The sequence below is a fragment of the Amycolatopsis sp. NBRC 101858 genome, from assembly GCF_030269325.1.
In the GTDB taxonomy this organism is placed as follows: Bacteria; Actinomycetota; Actinomycetes; order Mycobacteriales; family Pseudonocardiaceae; genus Amycolatopsis; species Amycolatopsis ponsaeliensis.
On the sequence record NZ_BSTD01000009.1, the window covers coordinates 192801 to 209763 of the forward strand.

Annotated in this window: 18 protein-coding genes; 12 read left to right on the forward strand and 6 right to left on the reverse strand. The window is 72.2% G+C overall.

Annotated elements, in window-relative coordinates; translation table 11 throughout:
* Positions 1-3: 3 nt before the first annotated feature.
* Entirely contained in the window at positions 4-915 is a 912-nt protein-coding gene (locus QSK39_RS51370) for a Kelch repeat-containing protein (protein WP_285485151.1), read from the reverse strand.
* 355 nt (positions 916-1270) lie between these two features.
* Here QSK39_RS51370 and QSK39_RS51375 point away from each other — a divergent pair, with 355 nt between their 5' ends.
* The 9 genes from QSK39_RS51375 to QSK39_RS51415 all read left to right on the forward strand — a co-directional run bounded on the left by QSK39_RS51375 (position 1271) and on the right by QSK39_RS51415 (position 9412).
* Complete coding sequence (locus QSK39_RS51375; RefSeq protein WP_285485152.1) at positions 1271-2245, forward strand: ABC transporter substrate-binding protein; 975 nt, start codon at positions 1271-1273, stop codon at positions 2243-2245.
* A gap of 232 nt (positions 2246-2477) precedes the next feature.
* Positions 2478-3284, forward strand: coding sequence for an ABC transporter ATP-binding protein (locus tag QSK39_RS51380; protein WP_285485153.1), 807 nt, complete (start codon positions 2478-2480; stop codon positions 3282-3284).
* Positions 3277-3984: an ABC transporter ATP-binding protein gene (locus QSK39_RS51385; RefSeq protein WP_285485154.1), complete on the forward strand. Its 708-nt coding sequence runs from the start codon at positions 3277-3279 to the stop codon at positions 3982-3984. The genes QSK39_RS51380 and QSK39_RS51385 overlap by 8 nt, the downstream gene beginning before the upstream one ends.
* A 29-nt stretch (positions 3985-4013) precedes the next feature.
* A complete protein-coding gene (locus QSK39_RS51390; RefSeq protein WP_284746935.1) occupies positions 4014-4865 on the forward strand; it encodes a branched-chain amino acid ABC transporter permease in 852 nt (283 codons plus the stop codon).
* The gene (locus QSK39_RS51395) at positions 4862-5923 is read left to right on the forward strand and encodes a branched-chain amino acid ABC transporter permease (RefSeq protein ID WP_285485155.1); all 1062 of its coding nucleotides are present in this window, start codon (positions 4862-4864) and stop codon (positions 5921-5923) included. The genes QSK39_RS51390 and QSK39_RS51395 overlap by 4 nt, the downstream gene beginning before the upstream one ends.
* The gene (locus QSK39_RS51400) at positions 5920-7233 is read left to right on the forward strand and encodes an ABC transporter substrate-binding protein (RefSeq protein WP_285485156.1); all 1314 of its coding nucleotides are present in this window, start codon (positions 5920-5922) and stop codon (positions 7231-7233) included. Before QSK39_RS51395 ends, QSK39_RS51400 begins: the two co-directional genes overlap by 4 nt.
* A 60-nt stretch (positions 7234-7293) precedes the next feature.
* A complete protein-coding gene (locus tag QSK39_RS51405) occupies positions 7294-7860 on the forward strand; it encodes a TetR/AcrR family transcriptional regulator (RefSeq protein ID WP_285485157.1) in 567 nt (188 codons plus the stop codon).
* Positions 7861-7881: 21 nt separating this feature from the next.
* Entirely contained in the window at positions 7882-8820 is a 939-nt protein-coding gene (locus QSK39_RS51410) for a GlxA family transcriptional regulator (protein WP_285485158.1), read from the forward strand.
* A 43-nt stretch (positions 8821-8863) separates the two neighbouring features.
* A complete protein-coding gene (locus QSK39_RS51415) occupies positions 8864-9412 on the forward strand; it encodes a GNAT family N-acetyltransferase (protein ID WP_285485159.1) in 549 nt (182 codons plus the stop codon).
* 1 nt (position 9413) lies between these two features.
* On the opposite strand, the gene QSK39_RS51420 is transcribed toward QSK39_RS51415, so the two are convergent.
* Entirely contained in the window at positions 9414-9812 is a 399-nt protein-coding gene (locus QSK39_RS51420) for a hypothetical protein (RefSeq protein ID WP_285485160.1), read from the reverse strand.
* 191 nt (positions 9813-10003) lie between these two features.
* Between QSK39_RS51420 and QSK39_RS51425 the strand changes: the two genes are divergently transcribed.
* Positions 10004-11041 carry an MFS transporter gene (locus QSK39_RS51425; RefSeq protein ID WP_502873396.1) on the forward strand — a complete coding sequence of 346 codons (1038 nt, stop codon included), beginning with the start codon at positions 10004-10006 and terminating at the stop codon, positions 11039-11041.
* Here QSK39_RS51425 and QSK39_RS51430 read toward each other — a convergent pair.
* From QSK39_RS51430 to QSK39_RS51440, 3 genes are all read right to left on the reverse strand, one after another.
* Positions 10971-11162, reverse strand: a complete 192-nt coding sequence (locus tag QSK39_RS51430) for a hypothetical protein (RefSeq protein WP_285485162.1) — start codon at positions 11160-11162, stop codon at positions 10971-10973. The genes QSK39_RS51425 and QSK39_RS51430 overlap by 71 nt on opposite strands.
* A 71-nt stretch (positions 11163-11233) precedes the next feature.
* On the reverse strand, positions 11234-11890 hold the full coding sequence (locus QSK39_RS51435; protein WP_285485163.1) for a response regulator transcription factor: 657 nt from the start codon (positions 11888-11890) through the stop codon (positions 11234-11236).
* Positions 11878-13077, reverse strand: a complete 1200-nt coding sequence (locus QSK39_RS51440; RefSeq protein ID WP_285485164.1) for a sensor histidine kinase — start codon at positions 13075-13077, stop codon at positions 11878-11880. The genes QSK39_RS51435 and QSK39_RS51440 overlap by 13 nt, the downstream gene beginning before the upstream one ends.
* Before the next feature lie 125 nt (positions 13078-13202).
* On the opposite strand from QSK39_RS51440, the gene QSK39_RS51445 reads away from it, so the two are divergent.
* A complete protein-coding gene (locus tag QSK39_RS51445) occupies positions 13203-13937 on the forward strand; it encodes an ABC transporter ATP-binding protein (RefSeq protein ID WP_285485165.1) in 735 nt (244 codons plus the stop codon).
* Complete coding sequence (locus QSK39_RS51450) at positions 13931-16465, forward strand: ABC transporter permease (protein WP_502873392.1); 2535 nt, start codon at positions 13931-13933, stop codon at positions 16463-16465. The genes QSK39_RS51445 and QSK39_RS51450 overlap by 7 nt, the downstream gene beginning before the upstream one ends.
* Positions 16466-16497: 32 nt before the next feature.
* Here the strand turns inward: QSK39_RS51450 and QSK39_RS51455 are convergent, their stop codons facing one another.
* Positions 16498-16815, reverse strand: a complete 318-nt coding sequence (locus tag QSK39_RS51455) for a hypothetical protein (RefSeq protein WP_285485166.1) — start codon at positions 16813-16815, stop codon at positions 16498-16500.
* Positions 16816-16963: the final 148 nt, after the last annotated feature.

A 16963-nucleotide genomic window follows, 5' to 3' on the forward strand; every position in this document is an offset into this window, starting at 1 on the left:
CCTTCAAGGGAGTTTCAGCGAAAGCACGTCCGGCACCGTGATCAGGCTGCCGTAGAGGTTGGCGTTCCCGCCGATGGCGAGGACCCGGTGCGCCGAGGTGGCCGCGCAGACCAGCGACGACCGCCCGTGGGGGAGCAGCGTGCCCAGCAGCACCCATTCCCCCGTCCGGACGTCGAGGACCTCGCTCGTGCGGTCCCGGGCGGCCGGGTCGTCGATCGGCGCGGGACCGCCGCCGACCGCCACGATCCGGTCGCCCACCCGCACCGCACCGAGCGCGGCGCGCCGCTTGCGCATCGGCGCGACCGCCTCCCAGCGGTCGGTGTCCGGGCAGTACCGCTCCACCGAGTCGAGCGAATTCTGTTGCCAGCTCGGCAAACCGCCGAGCGCGTAGAGGTGCTCGTCCGTCGCGATGAGCCGGAACCGGGCCCGCGGGGTGAGCATCGGGGCCACCGGCGCCCAGTGCCCCGTGGCCGGGTCGAAGACGAGCACCGCGTCCGTGGCGTGCTCCTTCGGATCGTTGTCCCCGACGAAACCACCGGCCACGTAGAGCTTTCCGCCCAGCCCGGCCGCCGACGCAGCACCGAGCGGCACCGGCATGGGCGGGCTCGGCCGCCACTCGTCGGCCGCCGGGTCGTAGACCTCGACGACGTCGGTGGTGCGCTCGTCCGGCGTGATCCCGGCGGCGGTGTAGATCAGCCCGCCGACGACGCCGGCCGCGTGGTTGCCGCGCGGCGTCGGCATCGGGCTGACGTAGCGCCAGGCGCCGCTGCCCTTGACCTTGCGCGTCTCCACCGAGCCGAAGCCCACGTTCCCGTCCGTCCCGCCGAGCACGAAGACGTCGTCCCCGACGGTCGCCACCTCGTGGGCGAACCGCGGCGACAGCATCGGCGGCCGGTACCTCCAGGACACGTTCATCGGCAACCCCTCCCATTCCGCCCGCCAGAGTCTCCGAAGACGATCTGTTTGTTACTGCTCCGGCCGGAATTGGTTTTTCGCTGTCCGCCGCTCGCGCGCGATGCCTTTTCCGATGGGTCATCCGCTGTAGTGCGCTCGGCTGAATGGCGGATGTTGATCACACTGCGTGGCGGCTTCTCGTGGGTTTGTTTCCCCTGGTGATCACCGTCCGGTTTGTGGATTACCCGTTTGAACGCCGTTCGGGATTTCTCGGATCGATATTTGCGGACCCGGAAAACGTCATCTACAGTCCGGCAGATCGCGGCCGATACGAGCCGGATTCCCTTGGTCTGAACATTCTCTTGCGAGGAGTGGCATGCTCAAACACGCCTCGATGCGCCGGCTCGCCGTGTTCGCACTCGTCCTCGCGCTGGTGAGCGCGTGCAACCAGCGTGGGGGGTCCGCCTCCGGCGGCACCGTCGAAAAGCCGGCGATCCGGGTCGCGATCTTCTCCGCCGTCGACCTCGCCACCTTCTGGCTGGCCCAGGAGGGCGGCTACTTCAAGGCCGAAGGGCTCGACGTCCAGGCCGACACCGGCGCCAGCGGCCAGGAGGCGCTGACCCGGATGACGAACGGCCAGGACGACCTCGCGCTGTCCACCTACACCCTGTTCTTCCTGGCGAAGAACAACGGCACGGACGTGAAGCTCATCGCGGACGCCACCTCGGCGAGCCCGCGCAGCAACGAGCTGGTCACCGTGCCGAACTCGCCGGTCAAGACGGTGGACGACCTCGACGGCAAGCGGATCGCCATCAGCTCGAAGAACGCCGCCTCGGACGTGCTGACCCGGTCGGTGATGCGCGACCACGGGATCGGCACCGAAAAGGTGCAGTGGGTGCCGATGCCGTTGCCGGAGATGGGGACCGCGCTGGCGCAGGGCCGCGTCGACGCCGCCTACCAGCCGGAACCGTTCCTCACGCAGTCGGCCAAGATCGCCGGCGCGTACCCGGTCATCGACGCCGCCAGCGGCAGCACGCAGGGCTTCCCGCTCACCGGCTTCGGCGCGACGGGCAAGTGGGTCCAGGCCCACCCGAAGACGATGCTCGCGTTCCAGCGCGCGATGCTCAACGCCACGCGCGCCGCGGTCGACCGCGCGCGGATCGAGCCGCTCGTCGTCCGCAACGCCAAAGTGGACCAGGACATCGCGAGCCTGATGGTGATGCCCGCGTTCGGGTCCACCTTGGACGCCCGCCGCATCCAGCGGGTGCCGGATCTGTTGCAGCAGCTGGGTGTCGTCCAGACGAAGCTCGACGCCTCGTCGATGATCACGCCGCAGGCGAGCACCGGCTGACCGGAGCCGGGCCGGGAAGGGCGGGTGCGCTGAAGAGCGCGCCCGCCCTTCTTGCGTCGTAAGGGCTTCTCCCGGTGGCCGGCCATCGCGAAATTCACGGACCGGTCACGAAGATCCGGTTTCCGGTGGTTCGCACCTTGACACGACCGGCGCCGCGCCCCACCCTCTTCATACCGACCGCGCGGTACGGCCTGGTCCACATAGTGGGACAGGGGAGACGGGAGAGTCGACGATGACACTTCTTGGGGAGGCTCGGCCCGGCGAGGACCTGCTCGTGGTGGACGGCCTCACCGTGCGGTTCGGCGGGCTCACCGCGCTGCACGACGTCCGGCTGAGCGTCGACGCCGGCACCGTCGTCGGGGTCATCGGGCCGAACGGCGCCGGGAAGACCACGCTCTTCAACGTCATCTGCGGCTTCGTCCGGCCGCAGGCCGGCCGCGTGCTGTGGCGCGGCGAACCGCTCGTGCGGCAGCGTCCCGAACACCTCGCCGGGCTCGGGATCGTCCGCACCCTGCAGGGCCTCGGCCTCTTCGCCGGGCTGACCGTGCTCGAGAACGTGATGGCCGGCGCGGGCCGGCACGCGAAGACCGGGGTGCTCCCCGCCCTCGTCGGTGCCGGGCGGTCGGCGCGCGACGAGGCCGGCCTGGCCGCGCGTGCCCGGGCGACGCTGGGTGAGCTGGGGATCGCCGACCTCGCCGACCGGCTGCCCGGCGTCCTGCCTTACGGAGTGCGAAAACGCGTCGCCCTCGCGCGGGCGCTGGTGGCCGAACCGGACCTGCTGCTGCTCGACGAACCCGCGAGCGGGCTCTCGGCCGCCGAGCTCGCCGAGCTCTCGACGTTGATCCTCTCGCTGCGGCGGCACATGGCGGTCGTGCTCGTCGAACACCACATGGACCTCGTCATGCAGGTCTGCGACCGCGTCGTGGTGCTCAACTTCGGCGAGGTGATCGCGGCGGGCACCCCGGCCGAGATCCAGGCCGACCCCCGCGTGACCGAGGCCTACCTCGGCGACCCCGCCGAGGAGGCGCCCGGTGCTTGAGATCGACGAGCTTTCCGTGGCCTACGGCGCCGTCCGCGCGCTCGACGGCGTCGGCCTGGAGGTCGAACGCGGCGGGATCACCGCCGTGCTCGGCGCGAACGGCGCCGGCAAGACGACGCTGCTGCGCACGATCAGCGGCCTGCAGCCGGCCCGCGGCGGCCGGATCCACTGGGACGGCAAGGACCTCACCGGCCTGGCACCCGACCGCATCGCCCGCGGCGGGGTCGCGCACGTGCCCGAAGGCGGCGGGGTGATCACCGAGCTGACCGTCGACGAGAACCTCCGGCTCGGCGCGTTGTGGCGGCGCGACCGCGCCGACCGCGAGGCCGCGCGCAAGGAGATGTACGAGCTCTTCCCGCCGCTGGAAGAACGTTCGGCGAAACCCGCCGCGACGCTGTCCGGTGGCGAGCGGCAGATGCTGGCCATCGGCCGTGCCCTGATGAGCCGGCCCGAACTGCTGCTGCTCGACGAGCCGTCGCTGGGCCTCGCGCCGCTGATCACCGCGCGGATCATGGGCATCCTGCGGGACCTGCGGACCTCGACCGGGCTCACCGTGGTGCTCGTCGAGCAGAACGCGCACAGCGCGCTGTCCATCGCCGACAACGGGTACGTCCTCGCGCTCGGCAAGGTCGTGGCCGTCGACACGGCGGCCGAACTCCTGGCGGACGACGGCCTCCGCCACGCCTACCTCGGTTTCTGACCCACCCACCAGGAGGTGAACGGTCCGGTATGCAGGAATTCCTCGACCTGACCCTCGGCGGGATCTCCGCCGGCGCGGTCTACGCGGCCCTCGGGCTCGCGCTGGTCATCATCTACCGGGCCACCCGGGTGGTGAACTTCGCGCAGCCCGCCCTCGCCCTGATCTCGACGTACCTCGCGTACTCGGTGACGAAGGCGACGGGCAGCTACTGGCTCGGCTTCGCCGTCGCGATCGTGGCCGGGACGCTGCTGGGCGTCGCCACCGAACGGCTGCTGATCCGGCCGCTGCGGCACCGCTCCGAACTGAGCTCGATCATCGTCACGCTCGGGCTTTTGCTGGTGCTGCAGGCGATCGCGGGCATGATCTGGTCCAACGAGCCGCTGGCGTTCCCGTACGCCTTCGACTTCGTCGGCCGGTTCTCCGCCAACGACCTGTTCGTGGTGCTGGTGGTGCTCGTGATCGCCGCACTCGTGCTGGTGGTGTTCAAGTACACGCCGCTGGGCCTGCGGATGCGCGCGGCCGCGTTCGCCCCGGAGGTGGCGCGCACGCTCGGCGTGCGGGTCGGGCTGATGCTCACCGTCGGCTGGGGCCTGGCGGCCGCGGTCGGCTCGCTGGCCGGGCTGCTCGCCACCCCGCCGTTCCTCTTCCCGAACGTGCTGGACGGCGTCTTCGTCTACGCGCTCACCGCGGCGGTGCTCGGCGGCCTGGACAACCCGCTGGGCACGATCGCCGGCGGGTTCGTCCTCGGCGTCGGGCTGTCCTACGTGTCCGGCTACCTCGGTCCCGAGATGGTGACGATCGCCGCGCTGGCCATCCTCATCGTCGTGCTCATCGTGCGTCCCAGCGGGTTGTTCGGCCGCGCGAAGGTGAGGCGGGTATGACCGTGCGCACGAGCCTTCCGGAAACCTCGGTGGCGACGGTGAAGCAAAAGCGGGTGCTGCCGCCCCTGCTGCGCCACGTCCTGTTCGCGCTGGCCGCGTTCGCCCTCGTCGTGGTCCTGACCCTGGTCACCGACGAGTTCACCAACCTGCGGATCGCGACGATCGGCTACTACCTCATCGCGGTCGCCGGGCTGACCCTGCTCACCGGCCTCACCGGGCAGGTTTCGCTGGGCCACGGCGCGTTCATGTTCATCGGCGCGTACACGGTGGCGCTGCTGGTGCGCCGGGTGCCGACGTTCCCGCTGTGGGCCGACCTGCTGCTCGCCTCGGCCGCCGGTGGGCTCGCCGGGCTGCTGGCCGGCGCCGCCGCGGCCCGGCTGCGCGGCCCGTACCTCGCCGGGGCGACGCTCGCGCTGGCCGTCGGGCTGCCCGCGCTGACCCGCCGGTTCCAGGACTTCCTGGGCGGCAGCAACGGACTCAGCTTCACCGTCCACAGCAGACCGGCCGGGATCGGCGTGCCCGAGCTGCGCTGGCAGACCTGGATCGTCTGGCTCAGCGTGCTCATCGCGCTGGTGCTGGTGGTCAACGTCGTGCGCGGCAAGCTCGGCCGGAACTTCCGCGCGGTCCGCGACGACGAGGTCGCCGCGTCCCTGAGCGGGATCGCCGTCGGGCGCACGAAGATCCTCGCGTTCCTGATCAGCGCGGTGTGCGGCGGCCTGGCCGGTGGCCTGCAGGCGTTCCTGCTCGGCACCGCCGCACCCGGCTCGTTCACCCCCGCGCTGTCGCTGAGCCTGCTGGCCGCCGTGGTGCTGGGTGGGCTGGGCTCTCTCTGGGGTGCGCTGTGGGGCGCGGTCGCGCTCGTCTACTTCCAGGCCTGGTCCGAGGACCTCGCCGACGCCCTGCACCTGAACACCGACGTGGCCAACAACCTCCCGCTCGCGGTCTACGGCGTGATCCTCATCGTCGTCGTACTCGCTTTCCCGCGCGGCATCCAGGGTGGTTTCCGGCGCCTGCGCACGCATCTGAAGTCGCCCCGCCGAAAAGAAGGAGAGTCATGAGAACCAGTAGGTACGGCGCGGGTTTCCTCGCCCTCGCCCTGACACTGACCGCGTGCGGCGGTGCGGGGGAGAGCGACGGCGGCGGCCAGCAGGCCGCCGACTCGGCCGTCGGCGTCACGAAGGACACCGTCACCATCGGCACGCACCAGCCGCTGACCGGCCCGGCCGCGCCCGGGTACAGCAAGATCTCCGTCGGCGCCCGCGCGGTGTTCCAGGCGATCAACGACGGTGGCGGGATCAACGGCCGCAAGATCGACTACAAGGTCGAGGACGACGGGTACAACCCGACGAAGACCGTCGAGGTCGTCAAGAAGCTCGTCCTGCAGGACAAGGTGTTCGCGATCGTCGGCGGGCTCGGCACGCCGACGCACTCGAAGGTCGTCGACTACCTGAACACCGAGGGCGTGCCGGACCTGCTGGTGTCCTCGGGCGCGCTGGCGTGGGACAACCCGCAGAAGGCGCCGATGACCTTCGGCTACCAGCTGGACTACGCGCGTGAGGGCAAGATCCAGGGCAAGTACATCAAGGACAACTTCGCGGGCAAGAAGATCGGGTACTTCACGCAGAACGACGACATCGGCCGGGACACCCAGGCGGGGCTCGACCAGTTCGTGAAGGACCAGACGGTCGCGCGGCAGGGCTACGACAGTGCCAACACCGACGTCACGCCGCAGCTGTCCGCGCTCAAGGCCGCGGGCGCCGAGGTCGTCGTCTGCGAGTGCATCCCGGCGTTCACCGCGCTGTCGATCCTGGCCGCGGCGAAGATCGGCTACAAGCCGCAGTTCGTCGTCAGCAGCATCGGCGCCGACCCGGCGACGCTGTCCGGGCTGCTGCAGGACTTCGCCAAGCGCGGCGGCGCGACCGTCTCGAGCGCGCAGCTGCTGTCCGGGCTGATCGGCACCGGCTACCTGCCCGACGTCTCGCAGACGTCCGACCCGTGGGTCGCCTACTTCAAGGGCATCCACGACAAGTACATCCCGAAGGAGCCGCTCACCAACACGCTGTTCTACGGGATGGTGCTGGGGTACACGTTCGGCCAGGCGCTGAAGGCCGCCGGGCCGGACCCGACGCGCCAGAAGATCGTCGAAGCGATGAGCTCCGGGCAGCTGAAGGGGCCGGGCCTCACGCCGTTCGGGTTCTCGAAGGACTCGCACTCCGGGTACACCGGCGGGTTCGTGTTCAAGATCAACCCGGACACCACGACGACGGTGATCCAGCCACCGTCGGTCACCGACCGGGGCACCGGGGCCATCACGCCGTACACCGGTGAACGCGCCACTCCGGACCAGGTGAATCTGCTGGGTAAGTGAGGAACGGGCCGGCTCGTGGCGCCGCGCGGGCCGGCCCGCCCGCTCACATAGGGTGAGAACATGAACGTGCGGGAGAAGGTCGTGCGGGCGGCAGTGCGCCTGTTCGCCGACAAGGGGTTCGAGGCCACGACGGTCCGCGAGATCGTCGAAGGGGCCGGCGTCACCAAGGGTGGGCTCTACCACTACTTCGAATCCAAGGACGACCTGCTCCTGGAGATCTACACCGCGATGCTGCGGATGCAGACCCGCCGGATGGTGACGATCGCGGAGTCGGACCTGCCGCTGCCGGAACGGCTGCACGCCATCGTCGCCGACGTCGTGACGACCAGCATCGCGGACCTCGACGCGGCGACGGTGTTCTTCCAGTCGTTCCCGCTGTTGGAGAAGAGCAAGCAGATCCAGGTGCGAGCCGAACGCCGCCGCTACCACGAGCGCGTGCGCGACCTCGTCGCCGAGGGGCAGCGCGCGGGCGTCTTCCGCGACGACGTCCCCGCCGACCTGGTGATCAACTACCACTACGGCGCGATCCACCGGCTCCACATGTGGTACCACGCGGACGGCCCGCTGACGGGGGAGCAGGTCGGCGAGCACTTCGCGAACCTGATGCTGCGCAGCCTCCGTCCTTAGTGGACGATCTATCGTGGGGGCATGCACATCGTGGCGGTCCTCGCGCTCGACCAGGTCGTCCCGTTCGACCTGGCGACGCCCATCGAGGTCTTCTCGCGGACGCTCCTGCACGGCGCACCGGCCTACGAGGTCCGGATCTGCGGTCCTTCGCGGGAACTGGACGCGGGGATGTTCACCTTGCGGCCGCCGTGGGACCTCTCGGGGCTGGCTGACGCCGACACGATCATCGTGCCGGGTCGTGCGTCGAACCCGCCGCTGCCGGCTTCGGTGATCTCGGTGTTGCGGTCGGCGGCGGCGCGGGGAGCGCGGATCGCGTCGATCTGCTCGGGGGCGTTCGTGCTGGCCGAGACGGGCCTGCTGGACGGCCTGCGCGCGACGACCCACTGGGCGGCGGCGCCCGAGCTGGCCCGGCTGTACCCGGCGGTCGAGGTCGACCCGGACGTGCTGTACGTGGACAACGGGCAGCTCCTGAGCTCGGCGGGCGCGGCGGCGGGCCTGGACCTGTGCCTGCACCTGATCCGCCGCGACCACGGCTCGGCGGTGGCGGCTACGGCGGCCCGGTTGTCGGTGATGCCGTTGGAGCGCGAGGGCGGCCAGGCCCAGTTCATCGCGCACGACGCACCGCCGACGCCCCGCGGGTCCGAGCTGGAGCCGGTGCTGGCGTGGATGGAGGAGAACTGCGCGGCGGAGCTGACCCTGTCCGGCGTCGCGGCGCGGGTGGGGATGAGCACCCGGACGTTGAACCGCCGGTTCCGCGAGCAGACGGGAACGACGCCGTTGCAGTGGCTGCTGCGCGCCCGGGTCCGGCGGGCCCAGCACCTGCTGGAGGCGACGGGCGAGCCGGTGGACCGGATTGCGGCGCAGGTGGGGTTCGGGTCGCCGGGGGCGTTCCGGGAGCGGTTCAAGCGGGTGGTCGGGACGAGTCCGCAGGCTTATCGGGCGAGCTTCCGGGCGGTGTGAAAACCACGCGACGCCGCTGCCGGTCGCGGCGATACTCGGGCCCGTGACGGACTTGCCACCTTGGCCCGCTTCCCCGCCCGCGTGCGACGGGATCTTCCTGCGCCCGTTCACCGACGCGGACGCCCACCTCGGCCTCGAGCTGGGCGAGGACCCGTACGTCCCGCTGATCGGCAGCCTCGCCGCCGACCCGACGCCGGCGCAGGCCCTCGAGTGGGTCCGGCGGCAGCCGACGCGGTACACCGACGGCACCGGGTTCTCGTTCGCCGTCGCGGACGCGGGATCCGGGCGAGCGGTGGGGTCGGCCGGGCTGTGGCTGCAAGCTCTCGCGCACGGCCGCGCGAGCGCCGGCTACTCGGTCTCGCCCGCCCACCGCGGTCGCGGGGTGGCCACCAGCGCGATCAAGGCCGTCACGGCGTTCGCGTGGACGATCCCGGCGCTGCACCGGATCGAGCTGTACATCGAGCCGTGGAACACCGGGTCGTCCCGGGCCGCGCACGCCGCGGGGTACGCGCGCGAGGGAGTGCTGCGCAGTCACCAGGAGATCGGCGGCACACGGCGGGACATGGCGCTCTACGCGGCGATCCGGGCCTGAGCTATTCCGCGCTGCGCAGCAGGATGTCCCGCATCGAGCCCATGCCGTACTTGTCCACCGTGCTCGACAGCTCCGCGACTTCGCGCAGCAGCGGCCCGATGTCCACGCCCGCCGCGCGCGCCTCGGTGCAGATGTCGTTCAGCCTCAAGATTTCGTCTCGCGTGTCGCGGCCGTGGTCGCAAGCCGACAGGTGCAGGAGCCGGGTGCGGAAGCTCGCTCGCGGGAGGTGGGTGGCCCAGGTGAACGTCGGGTACCGGTCGAACAACGCGCGGATGGCGGCCCGGGCTTCGTCGTCGCCGCGCTCGTAGTGCTTCAGCAGTGCCCTCAGCACCTGCTGCGCTTCCTCGCGAGGCTTGCCGCCTGCGGTGTCCAGCCGGGCGACCCTCTCCTCGAGTTCCACGGCTCACCGTAACCGGTAAGGTCGGGACCATGTCGAGCCCCGAAGCGTCCAGGGTGGGGCCGCCGGTCATGCCGGTGGCCCGGTAACTCCCGCACGCCCGGGTCCCGGGTGACCACGAAGCGTCCACCGTCTTCGTGCTCCCTGGAGTCTTCGCTGTGTTCCTGTACTTCCTCGCCCTGGGCGTGTTCGCCATGGGCACGTCCGAATTCATGCTCGCCGGGCTCGTCCCGGGCATCGCCGTCGCGTTCGACGTCTCGCTCGCGCAAGCCGGCTACCTGACCTCCGCCTTCGCCGCCGGGATGGTCGCCGGCGCGCCGCTCATGGCCGCTCTCTCGCGGACCTGGCGACGGCGCACCGCTCTCACGACCTTCCTGGCCCTCTTCGTCGTCGCGCACGTCGTCGGCGCGCTCACGACGTCCTTCGCCGTCCTGCTCGCGACGCGGGTTGTCGCCGCCGTCGCCAACGCCGGGTTCCTCGCCGTCGCCCTGACCGTCGCGCGTCAGGGGCGTGGGGTCGCCGTCCTCCTCGGGGCGACGACCCTGGCCTGCGTTGCCGGCATTCCGGGTGGGGCGCTGCTCGGCCGGCAGGCGGCCTTCTGGACCGTCGCCGCGCTCTGCTTGCCCGCCCTCGCCGCCGTGGCGCGCGTCCCCGACACCCCGGCCGGCGGGACCGCCGACCTCCGGAGCGAGCTGAGGGCACTCCGCCCCCTGGCCGGCGTGCTCCTGCTCGGTGCGCTCGTCAACGCGGCCACCTTCGGCGTCTTCACCTACCTGGCGCCGATCGCGGGCCGCGCCGCGCCGGTCGTGCTCGCCGCCTTCGGGGCCGGGTGCTTCGCCGGCATCACGGCGGCGGGGCGCCTCGCCGACCGGTGGCCCGGGCGGGTCATCACGATCGGGGGCTCGCTGCTGCTCGTGGGCTGGACCGTGCTGGCTCTGGTTCCCGCGGCGCTCGTCGCCCTGGCCTTCGCCCAGGGCGCGTTGTCCTTCGCGGTCGGCGGCACGGTGATCACCCGGATCCTGCGCCTGGCCACCGGCGCCCCGACGATGGCCGGCTCCTACGCGACCGCCGCGCTCAACGTCGGCGCGACGGCGGGCCCGGTGCTCGCGGGCGCGGCGAACCCGTTCTGGGTGGCCGCGGCCCTGGTTGCCGCGGCACTGGCTATCGCCGTCGCCGGACGTAGTGGACGACCAGCAGGACCAGGGCGACCGTCGCGATCGCGCCGGCCGTGATCCGGAACGGGTCGGCCATGCCGGTGAACGAGCCGACCGCGTTGACGGCGGCGGCGACCAGCAGAACCGGCCAGAGGACGAGAGGGGCGGCGGTGCGGGTGGGTGCGGTGGTGTTTGTCATGACCGGAACACTACGAACGCGCCGCCGCCGGATCGATGCCGTCCGCACCCGGATCCGGGGTGGTGCCTGCGCTACCCCGCGTCCCGGCCGAGGTAGGCGAGCACCGCCAGCACCCGGCGGTGGCCGCCGCCTTCGTCCGACGGCAAGCCGAGCTTCGCGAAGATGTTGCGGATGTGCTTGAGCACCGCGCCGTCGCTGACGACGAGCAGTTCGGCGATCGTGCTGTTGTTGTAGCCCTCGGCCATCAGCGACAGCACTTCGCGCTCCCGCGCGGTCAACGCGTCCAGGGGGTCCGCCGCGCGCCGGCGTGCCATGAGCTGGCCGATGACCTCCGGGTCCATCGCCGTCCCGCCCTTCGCGACCCGCTCGAGCGCGTCGAGGAACCGCTCGACCTTGCCGACGCGTTCCTTGAGCAGGTAGCCGACCGCGCCGACGCCGTCGGCGAGCAGCTCGACCGCGTAGCTCGTCTCCACGTGGGCCGACAGCACCAGCACCGGCAGGCCCGGGTGGATCTCGCGGGCGCGCACGGCGGCCCGCAGGCCCTCGTCGCGGTGGGTCGGCGGCATCCGGACGTCCATCACGACGGCGTCCGGCCGGTCGCCTTCGACGAACGCGAGGAACGCCTCGGCGTTGTCGAACGTGGCGGCGACTTCGATGCCCGCCGTCTTCAGCAGCAGCGCGAGGCCTTCGCGCAGCAGCGCGTCGTCCTCGGCGATCACGACCCGCATGGCAGCTCCACTCGCAGCACGGTCGGCCCACCGGGTGGGCTGGTCAGGGTGAGGGTTCCGTCGAAGGCTTCGGCGCGGCGCCGGATCCCGGCGAGCCCGCTGCCGCGCTGCTCGTCGGCGCCGCCGCGGCCGTCGTCGCGGATCTCCAGGGTCAGCAGGGAAGCCGTGCCGCCGAGCTTGATGTCCACAGTGGACGCATCGGCGTGCTTGGTGATGTTGGCCAGCGCTTCGGCGACGACGAAGTACGCGGCGGCCTCGACCGCGGCCGGGCGGCCGGTTTCGTACTCGACGGTGACCGCGGCAGGCACCGGCGTGCGCTCGGCGAGCGCACGCACCGCGCCCGCGAGGCCGCGTTCGCTCAGCAGCGGCGGGTAGATGCTGCGCACGACCGTCCGCAGCTCGGCGAGCGCGTCGGTCGCGGTGTCCTGGGCCTTCACCAGCAGGTCGCGCACCGTGGCCGGGTCGCGGTCGTAGAGCTGGCCGGCGATGCCCAGCTGCAGCACGACCGCGGCGATCCGCGCCTGGGTGCCGTCGTGCAGGTCACGCTCGATGCGGCGCAGCTCGGCGCCGTGCGCCTCCAGCGCGGCTGCCCGCGTCGCGGTCAGTTCGGCGACCCGGTCGGCGAGGACGGCGTCCGGGCCGGGCTCGAGCAGCCGTTTCGCGGTGCGGGCCTGCCAGCGCGCGACCCGGGGGTACACCAGCGCCGCCGCGGCCATCGCGATGCCGGAGACGAAGCACAGCGCGGCCGTCGGCCACGACGTCACGACGATCCCGAGCGACCCTTCGAGCCCGCCGGGCACCGCGGGCCACACGAAGGCCGTGACGAACTGCTGGACCGCGCCCAGCGGGAGCCCGATCGCGACGGCGCCGAGGAGCATCCCGGTCGCGGCGTGGATCGCGAGCCACGCGAGGTCACGGCGCGTCGCCGGGTCCTTCAGCGGGGAGCCGTCCCGGTACGGCTCGGGGATGGCCTCGCCGAGCCGGCGCGCGGCCCGGCGCCGGTCGATCCCGACCGGCCGCCGCGCGAGCTTGATCGCGGGCGCCAGCGACGGGATGCCGACGCCGAACGGGCACAGCAGCAGCACGGCGAGCAGGCCCACGAGGGCGAAGATCGACAACAGCGACGTGCCGGCGCCGACCAGGAGGTAACGAGCCGCCGACCAGCACTCGCGCAGGCGGGTCGTCACGGCGACAGTGTCCCACCCCACCCCCGCGGTGGTGCTGGCGCTACCCCGGATCCACCTCTCCACGGGATCGAGCCGGCGGCCCCGCCGACCTAGTTTTCCTGGGGACAGAACAAAGGGGATCACCGATGACGACAGCGAATGCGCTGGAACTGGCCGGGGTGCGGAAGGTGTACGGCTCCGGCGACGGCGCCGTCACCGCACTGGACGGCGTGACCGCGAACGTGCCGCGGGGGACGTTCACCGCCGTGATGGGCCCGTCGGGCTCGGGCAAGAGCACCTTCCTGCACTGCGCGGCCGGCCTGGACCGGCCGACCTCGGGGAAGGTGCTGCTCGGCGGCACCGAGATCGGGCGGCTGAAGGAGAACGAGCTGACGCGGCTGCGGCGCACCCGCGTCGGGTTCGTGTTCCAGGCCTACAACCTGATGCCGTCGCTGAACGTGCTGCAGAACATCACGCTGCCGCTGCGGCTCGCCGGCACCAAACCGGACCCGCAGTGGCTGCGCGAAATCGTCGAAGGCGTCGGGATGGCGAAGCGGCTGGAGCACCGGCCGGCGGAGCTGTCCGGCGGGCAGCAGCAGCGCGTCGCGATCGCCCGGGCGCTCATCGCCCGCCCCGACGTCGTGCTGGCCGACGAGCCGACCGGCGCCCTCGACACCCGCACCGCGCGGCAGGTCCTCGACCTGCTCCGCGCCGTCGTCGACGGCATGGGCCAGACGGTGCTGATGGTGACCCACGACCCCGTTGCCGCCTCGGCCGCGCACGGCGTCCTGTTCCTCGCCGACGGCCGGCTGGCCGGGCACCTCCCGCACCCCACCCCCGAGCGGGTGGCGGAGCGGATGACGCACCTCGGGGAGTGGTGACCGTGCTGTCCTTGGCCTGGCAGACGATCCGGACGCGGCTCGGCGGGTTCGCCGGCGCGTTCATCGCGATCCTGTGCGGCACCGCCCTGGTGGCGGGCTGCGGGGTCCTCATGGAGTCCGGCTTGCGCGCCGGCGTCCCCACCCAGCGCTACGCCGCCGCGGCCGTCGTCGTCGGCGGTGCCCAGACCGTGCACCCGCCGGGCGCCGACGCGCTGACGTTCGAGCAGGTCGGCGAGCAGCCGACGGTCCCGGAGGTCCTGGCCGGCCGGATCGCCTCGGTGCCCGGCGTCCGCGCAGCGGTGGCCGAGCAGAGCTTCCCGGCGCAGGTCGTGACGGCTTCCGGCGAGGTGCTCGGGGGCGCGCAGTCCCTGGGTCACAACTGGGACGCGGCCGTGCTGGCGCCGTTCACGCTGCGGGCGGGCGCCGCGCCTTCGTCGGCCGGCGACGTCGTCCTGGACGCCGACCTGGCGCAGCGGGCCGGGGTCGGTGTCGGCGGCCAGGTGCGGATCGCGACCCGGTCGGTGCCGCGGACGTTCCGGGTGACCGGCGTCGTCGACGCCCTCTCGCGGCAGTCGGCGCTGTTCTTCACCCCGGGCCAGGCGGCGGAACTGGCCGGAAGTCCCGGCCGGGCGCACGCGATCGGCGTGCTGGCCGAGCCCGGCGTGACACCGGAGACGCTCGCCGGGCGGATCGGCGCGATCGCGGACGGCGCCGAGGTCACCACCGGCGTCGAGCGCAGCACGGTCGAGTTCCTCGACGTCAGCCAGACGCGGATGCTGCTGCTGGCCATCGCCGGCTCGTTCGGCGGGTTCGCCCTGCTCGTGGCCGTGTTCGTGGTGGCGAGCACGCTCGCACTGACGATCAACCAGCGGCGCCGCGAGTTCGCGCTGCTGCGCGCGATCGCCGCGACGCCGAAGCAGGTCCGCAAGCTCATCGGCACCGAAACGACGCTGGTCGCGCTCGTCGCCGGCGTGCTCGGCGGCGCGCTGGGGCTGGCGGTGGCGTCCGGGCTGCGCGACGCGTTCGCCGCGATCGGCGTGATCCCGGCCGACTTCGGGCTGGCGATCAGCCCGCTGCCGCCGGTCGCGGCCCTGCTGCTGGGCCTGGGCGCGGCCCGGGTGGCGGCGTGGGCGGCGTCGCGGCGGCCGTCGACGATCCGGCCGGTCGAAGCGCTCGGCGAGGCGGCGGTCGAACGCCGTGAGCTGGGCCGCGGCCGCCTGATCGCCGGCTGGAGCCTGGTGTTCGCAGGCTTCGGGGGTGCGTTGGTGCCGCTGTTCCTGCGCGGCGACATCGGAACGGCGATCTCGACGATGGCGACGCTGGTCGTCGTCATCGGGCTGGCCGTGGTCGGGCCGCAGGTGAGCGCGCTGGCCGTGCGGATCCTCGCGCCGGTGCTGGGGCGGGTCTGGCGGATCAGCGGGTACCTGGCCGGCGCGAACGCCCAGGCCAACACCCGGCGGCTGGCCGCGGCGGCGACCCCGCTGATGCTGTCGATCGCGTTCGCCTTGGCGACGTTCTACAGCCAGACGTCGTCGACGGCGGCCACGGCGGAGGAGACGGCCCGCTCGACGACGGCCGACTACGTGCTGAGCGGCCCGGCGGGGGTCTCGCCCGAGGTCGCCGCGGCGGTCGCCCGGGTGCCCGGGGTCGCGGCGGCGACGCCGGTGGTGCGGACGTCGGTGATCGTCACGTCGGGGTCCGGCGACACCTTGGACGTCCAGCGGAAGCCCGCGCAGGGCTTGGCGGGCGAGCAGGTGCGTGGTGCCCTGGAGCTGGGCGTGGACACCGGGCGGCTCGCGGACCTGGCCGGGGACACGGTCGCGCTGAGCCGCTCGGAGGCCGACTGGCTGGACAAGAAGATCGGCGACGAGGTCACGTTCTACTTCGGCGACGGCGCCCCGGCGAAGCTGCGGCTGGTGGCGACGTACACGCACGACCTGGCGTTCGGTGATTTCGTGCTGCCGGTGGCACTGGCCCGCGAGCACAACGGCGGCCGGCTGGACGACTCGGTGCTGGTCCGGCGTTCTCCGGACGCGGATCCCACGGCGGTTTCCACGGCGCTGAGCGCACTGCCGTACCCGGGGCTTTCGGTGGCTTCTTCGGCGCCGGCCCCCGAGGGCGGCGAACGGCAGGCGCAGTTCTACCTGAACCTGGTCGCGGTCGGCGTGATCGTCGGGTACCTGGCGATTTCGGTGGCCAACACACTGGTGCTGACGACGGCACAGCGATCGCGCGAGTTCGCGTTGCTGCGGCTGGTGGGCACAACACGCCGCCAGGTGACCCACATGATGCGGCTCGAGGCCCTGGTGACGGTCGGGATCGCGGTGGTCGTCGGGACGGTGGTCGCGGTGGTACCGCTGGGGTTGCTGAACATGGGACTGCGGGGGAGCCCGCTGCCGTCGGGCCCGCTGTCCGTCTACTTCGGAATCATCGGCGGCGCGGCATTGCTGGGGCTGGCGGCGATGGGGCTGTCGACGTGGGTGGCGCTCCGGGCCCGCCCGATCGACGCGATCGGCCTGCGGGAGTAGGGGTGAGCCGGGCGCCGGCTCACCCCCGGCGTTCAGCAGCCCGCGCCGGTGTCTTCGCCGGTGTAGGAGAGAACGCGCCAGTCGGTGGTCCCGCCCAGCGGGACCACCGCCCCGGCGGCAACGCACTTTTCGCCGATGAGGGTTTTGAAGACGCCGCCGTAGGTGAGGGAGTAGGCCTTGATCTTGGTGGCGGCGGCGCCGCAGTTGCCCCACTGGTAGTCGCGGGCGTTGGGACCGGAGGAGCCTTGGGTCCACTGGGTGCCACAGGTGACGGCGGAAGCCGAGCTCGCGACGACCGGCAGTGCCGCCACGGCGAACCCGAGCGCTATGGCCGCGGTGATGCGTTTCATGAATCGACCCCCTGCTTTTGGAAACAGTACGGGGGCACGCTAACGGGGAATCACCTGGGAAATCCCTAGGTGGTGGGCAGATCACGGGTCGCTGTCCTTGGCGCGGTGGTTACGGCTCGGGTAGGGCGGGAAAGCCTGCCGTACTCCC

What these genes read in the sequence shown, in the direction of transcription:
- QSK39_RS51370 (WP_285485151.1), bottom strand. Translation starts at nt 915, where the DNA reads ATGAACGTGTCCTGGAGGTACCGGCCGCCGATGCTGTCGCCGCGGTTC.
- QSK39_RS51375 (WP_285485152.1), top strand. Translation starts at nt 1,271, where the DNA reads ATGCTCAAACACGCCTCGATGCGCCGGCTCGCCGTGTTCGCACTCGTC.
- QSK39_RS51380 (WP_285485153.1), top strand. Translation starts at nt 2,478, where the DNA reads ATGACACTTCTTGGGGAGGCTCGGCCCGGCGAGGACCTGCTCGTGGTG.
- QSK39_RS51390 (WP_284746935.1), top strand. Translation starts at nt 4,014, where the DNA reads ATGCAGGAATTCCTCGACCTGACCCTCGGCGGGATCTCCGCCGGCGCG.
- QSK39_RS51395 (WP_285485155.1), top strand. Translation starts at nt 4,862, where the DNA reads ATGACCGTGCGCACGAGCCTTCCGGAAACCTCGGTGGCGACGGTGAAG.
- QSK39_RS51400 (WP_285485156.1), top strand. Translation starts at nt 5,920, where the DNA reads ATGAGAACCAGTAGGTACGGCGCGGGTTTCCTCGCCCTCGCCCTGACA.
- QSK39_RS51405 (WP_285485157.1), top strand. Translation starts at nt 7,294, where the DNA reads ATGAACGTGCGGGAGAAGGTCGTGCGGGCGGCAGTGCGCCTGTTCGCC.
- QSK39_RS51410 (WP_285485158.1), top strand. Translation starts at nt 7,882, where the DNA reads ATGCACATCGTGGCGGTCCTCGCGCTCGACCAGGTCGTCCCGTTCGAC.
- QSK39_RS51425 (WP_502873396.1), top strand. Translation starts at nt 10,004, where the DNA reads ATGGGCACGTCCGAATTCATGCTCGCCGGGCTCGTCCCGGGCATCGCC.
- QSK39_RS51430 (WP_285485162.1), bottom strand. Translation starts at nt 11,162, where the DNA reads ATGACAAACACCACCGCACCCACCCGCACCGCCGCCCCTCTCGTCCTC.
- QSK39_RS51435 (WP_285485163.1), bottom strand. Translation starts at nt 11,890, where the DNA reads ATGCGGGTCGTGATCGCCGAGGACGACGCGCTGCTGCGCGAAGGCCTC.
- QSK39_RS51445 (WP_285485165.1), top strand. Translation starts at nt 13,203, where the DNA reads ATGACGACAGCGAATGCGCTGGAACTGGCCGGGGTGCGGAAGGTGTAC.
- QSK39_RS51455 (WP_285485166.1), bottom strand. Translation starts at nt 16,815, where the DNA reads ATGAAACGCATCACCGCGGCCATAGCGCTCGGGTTCGCCGTGGCGGCA.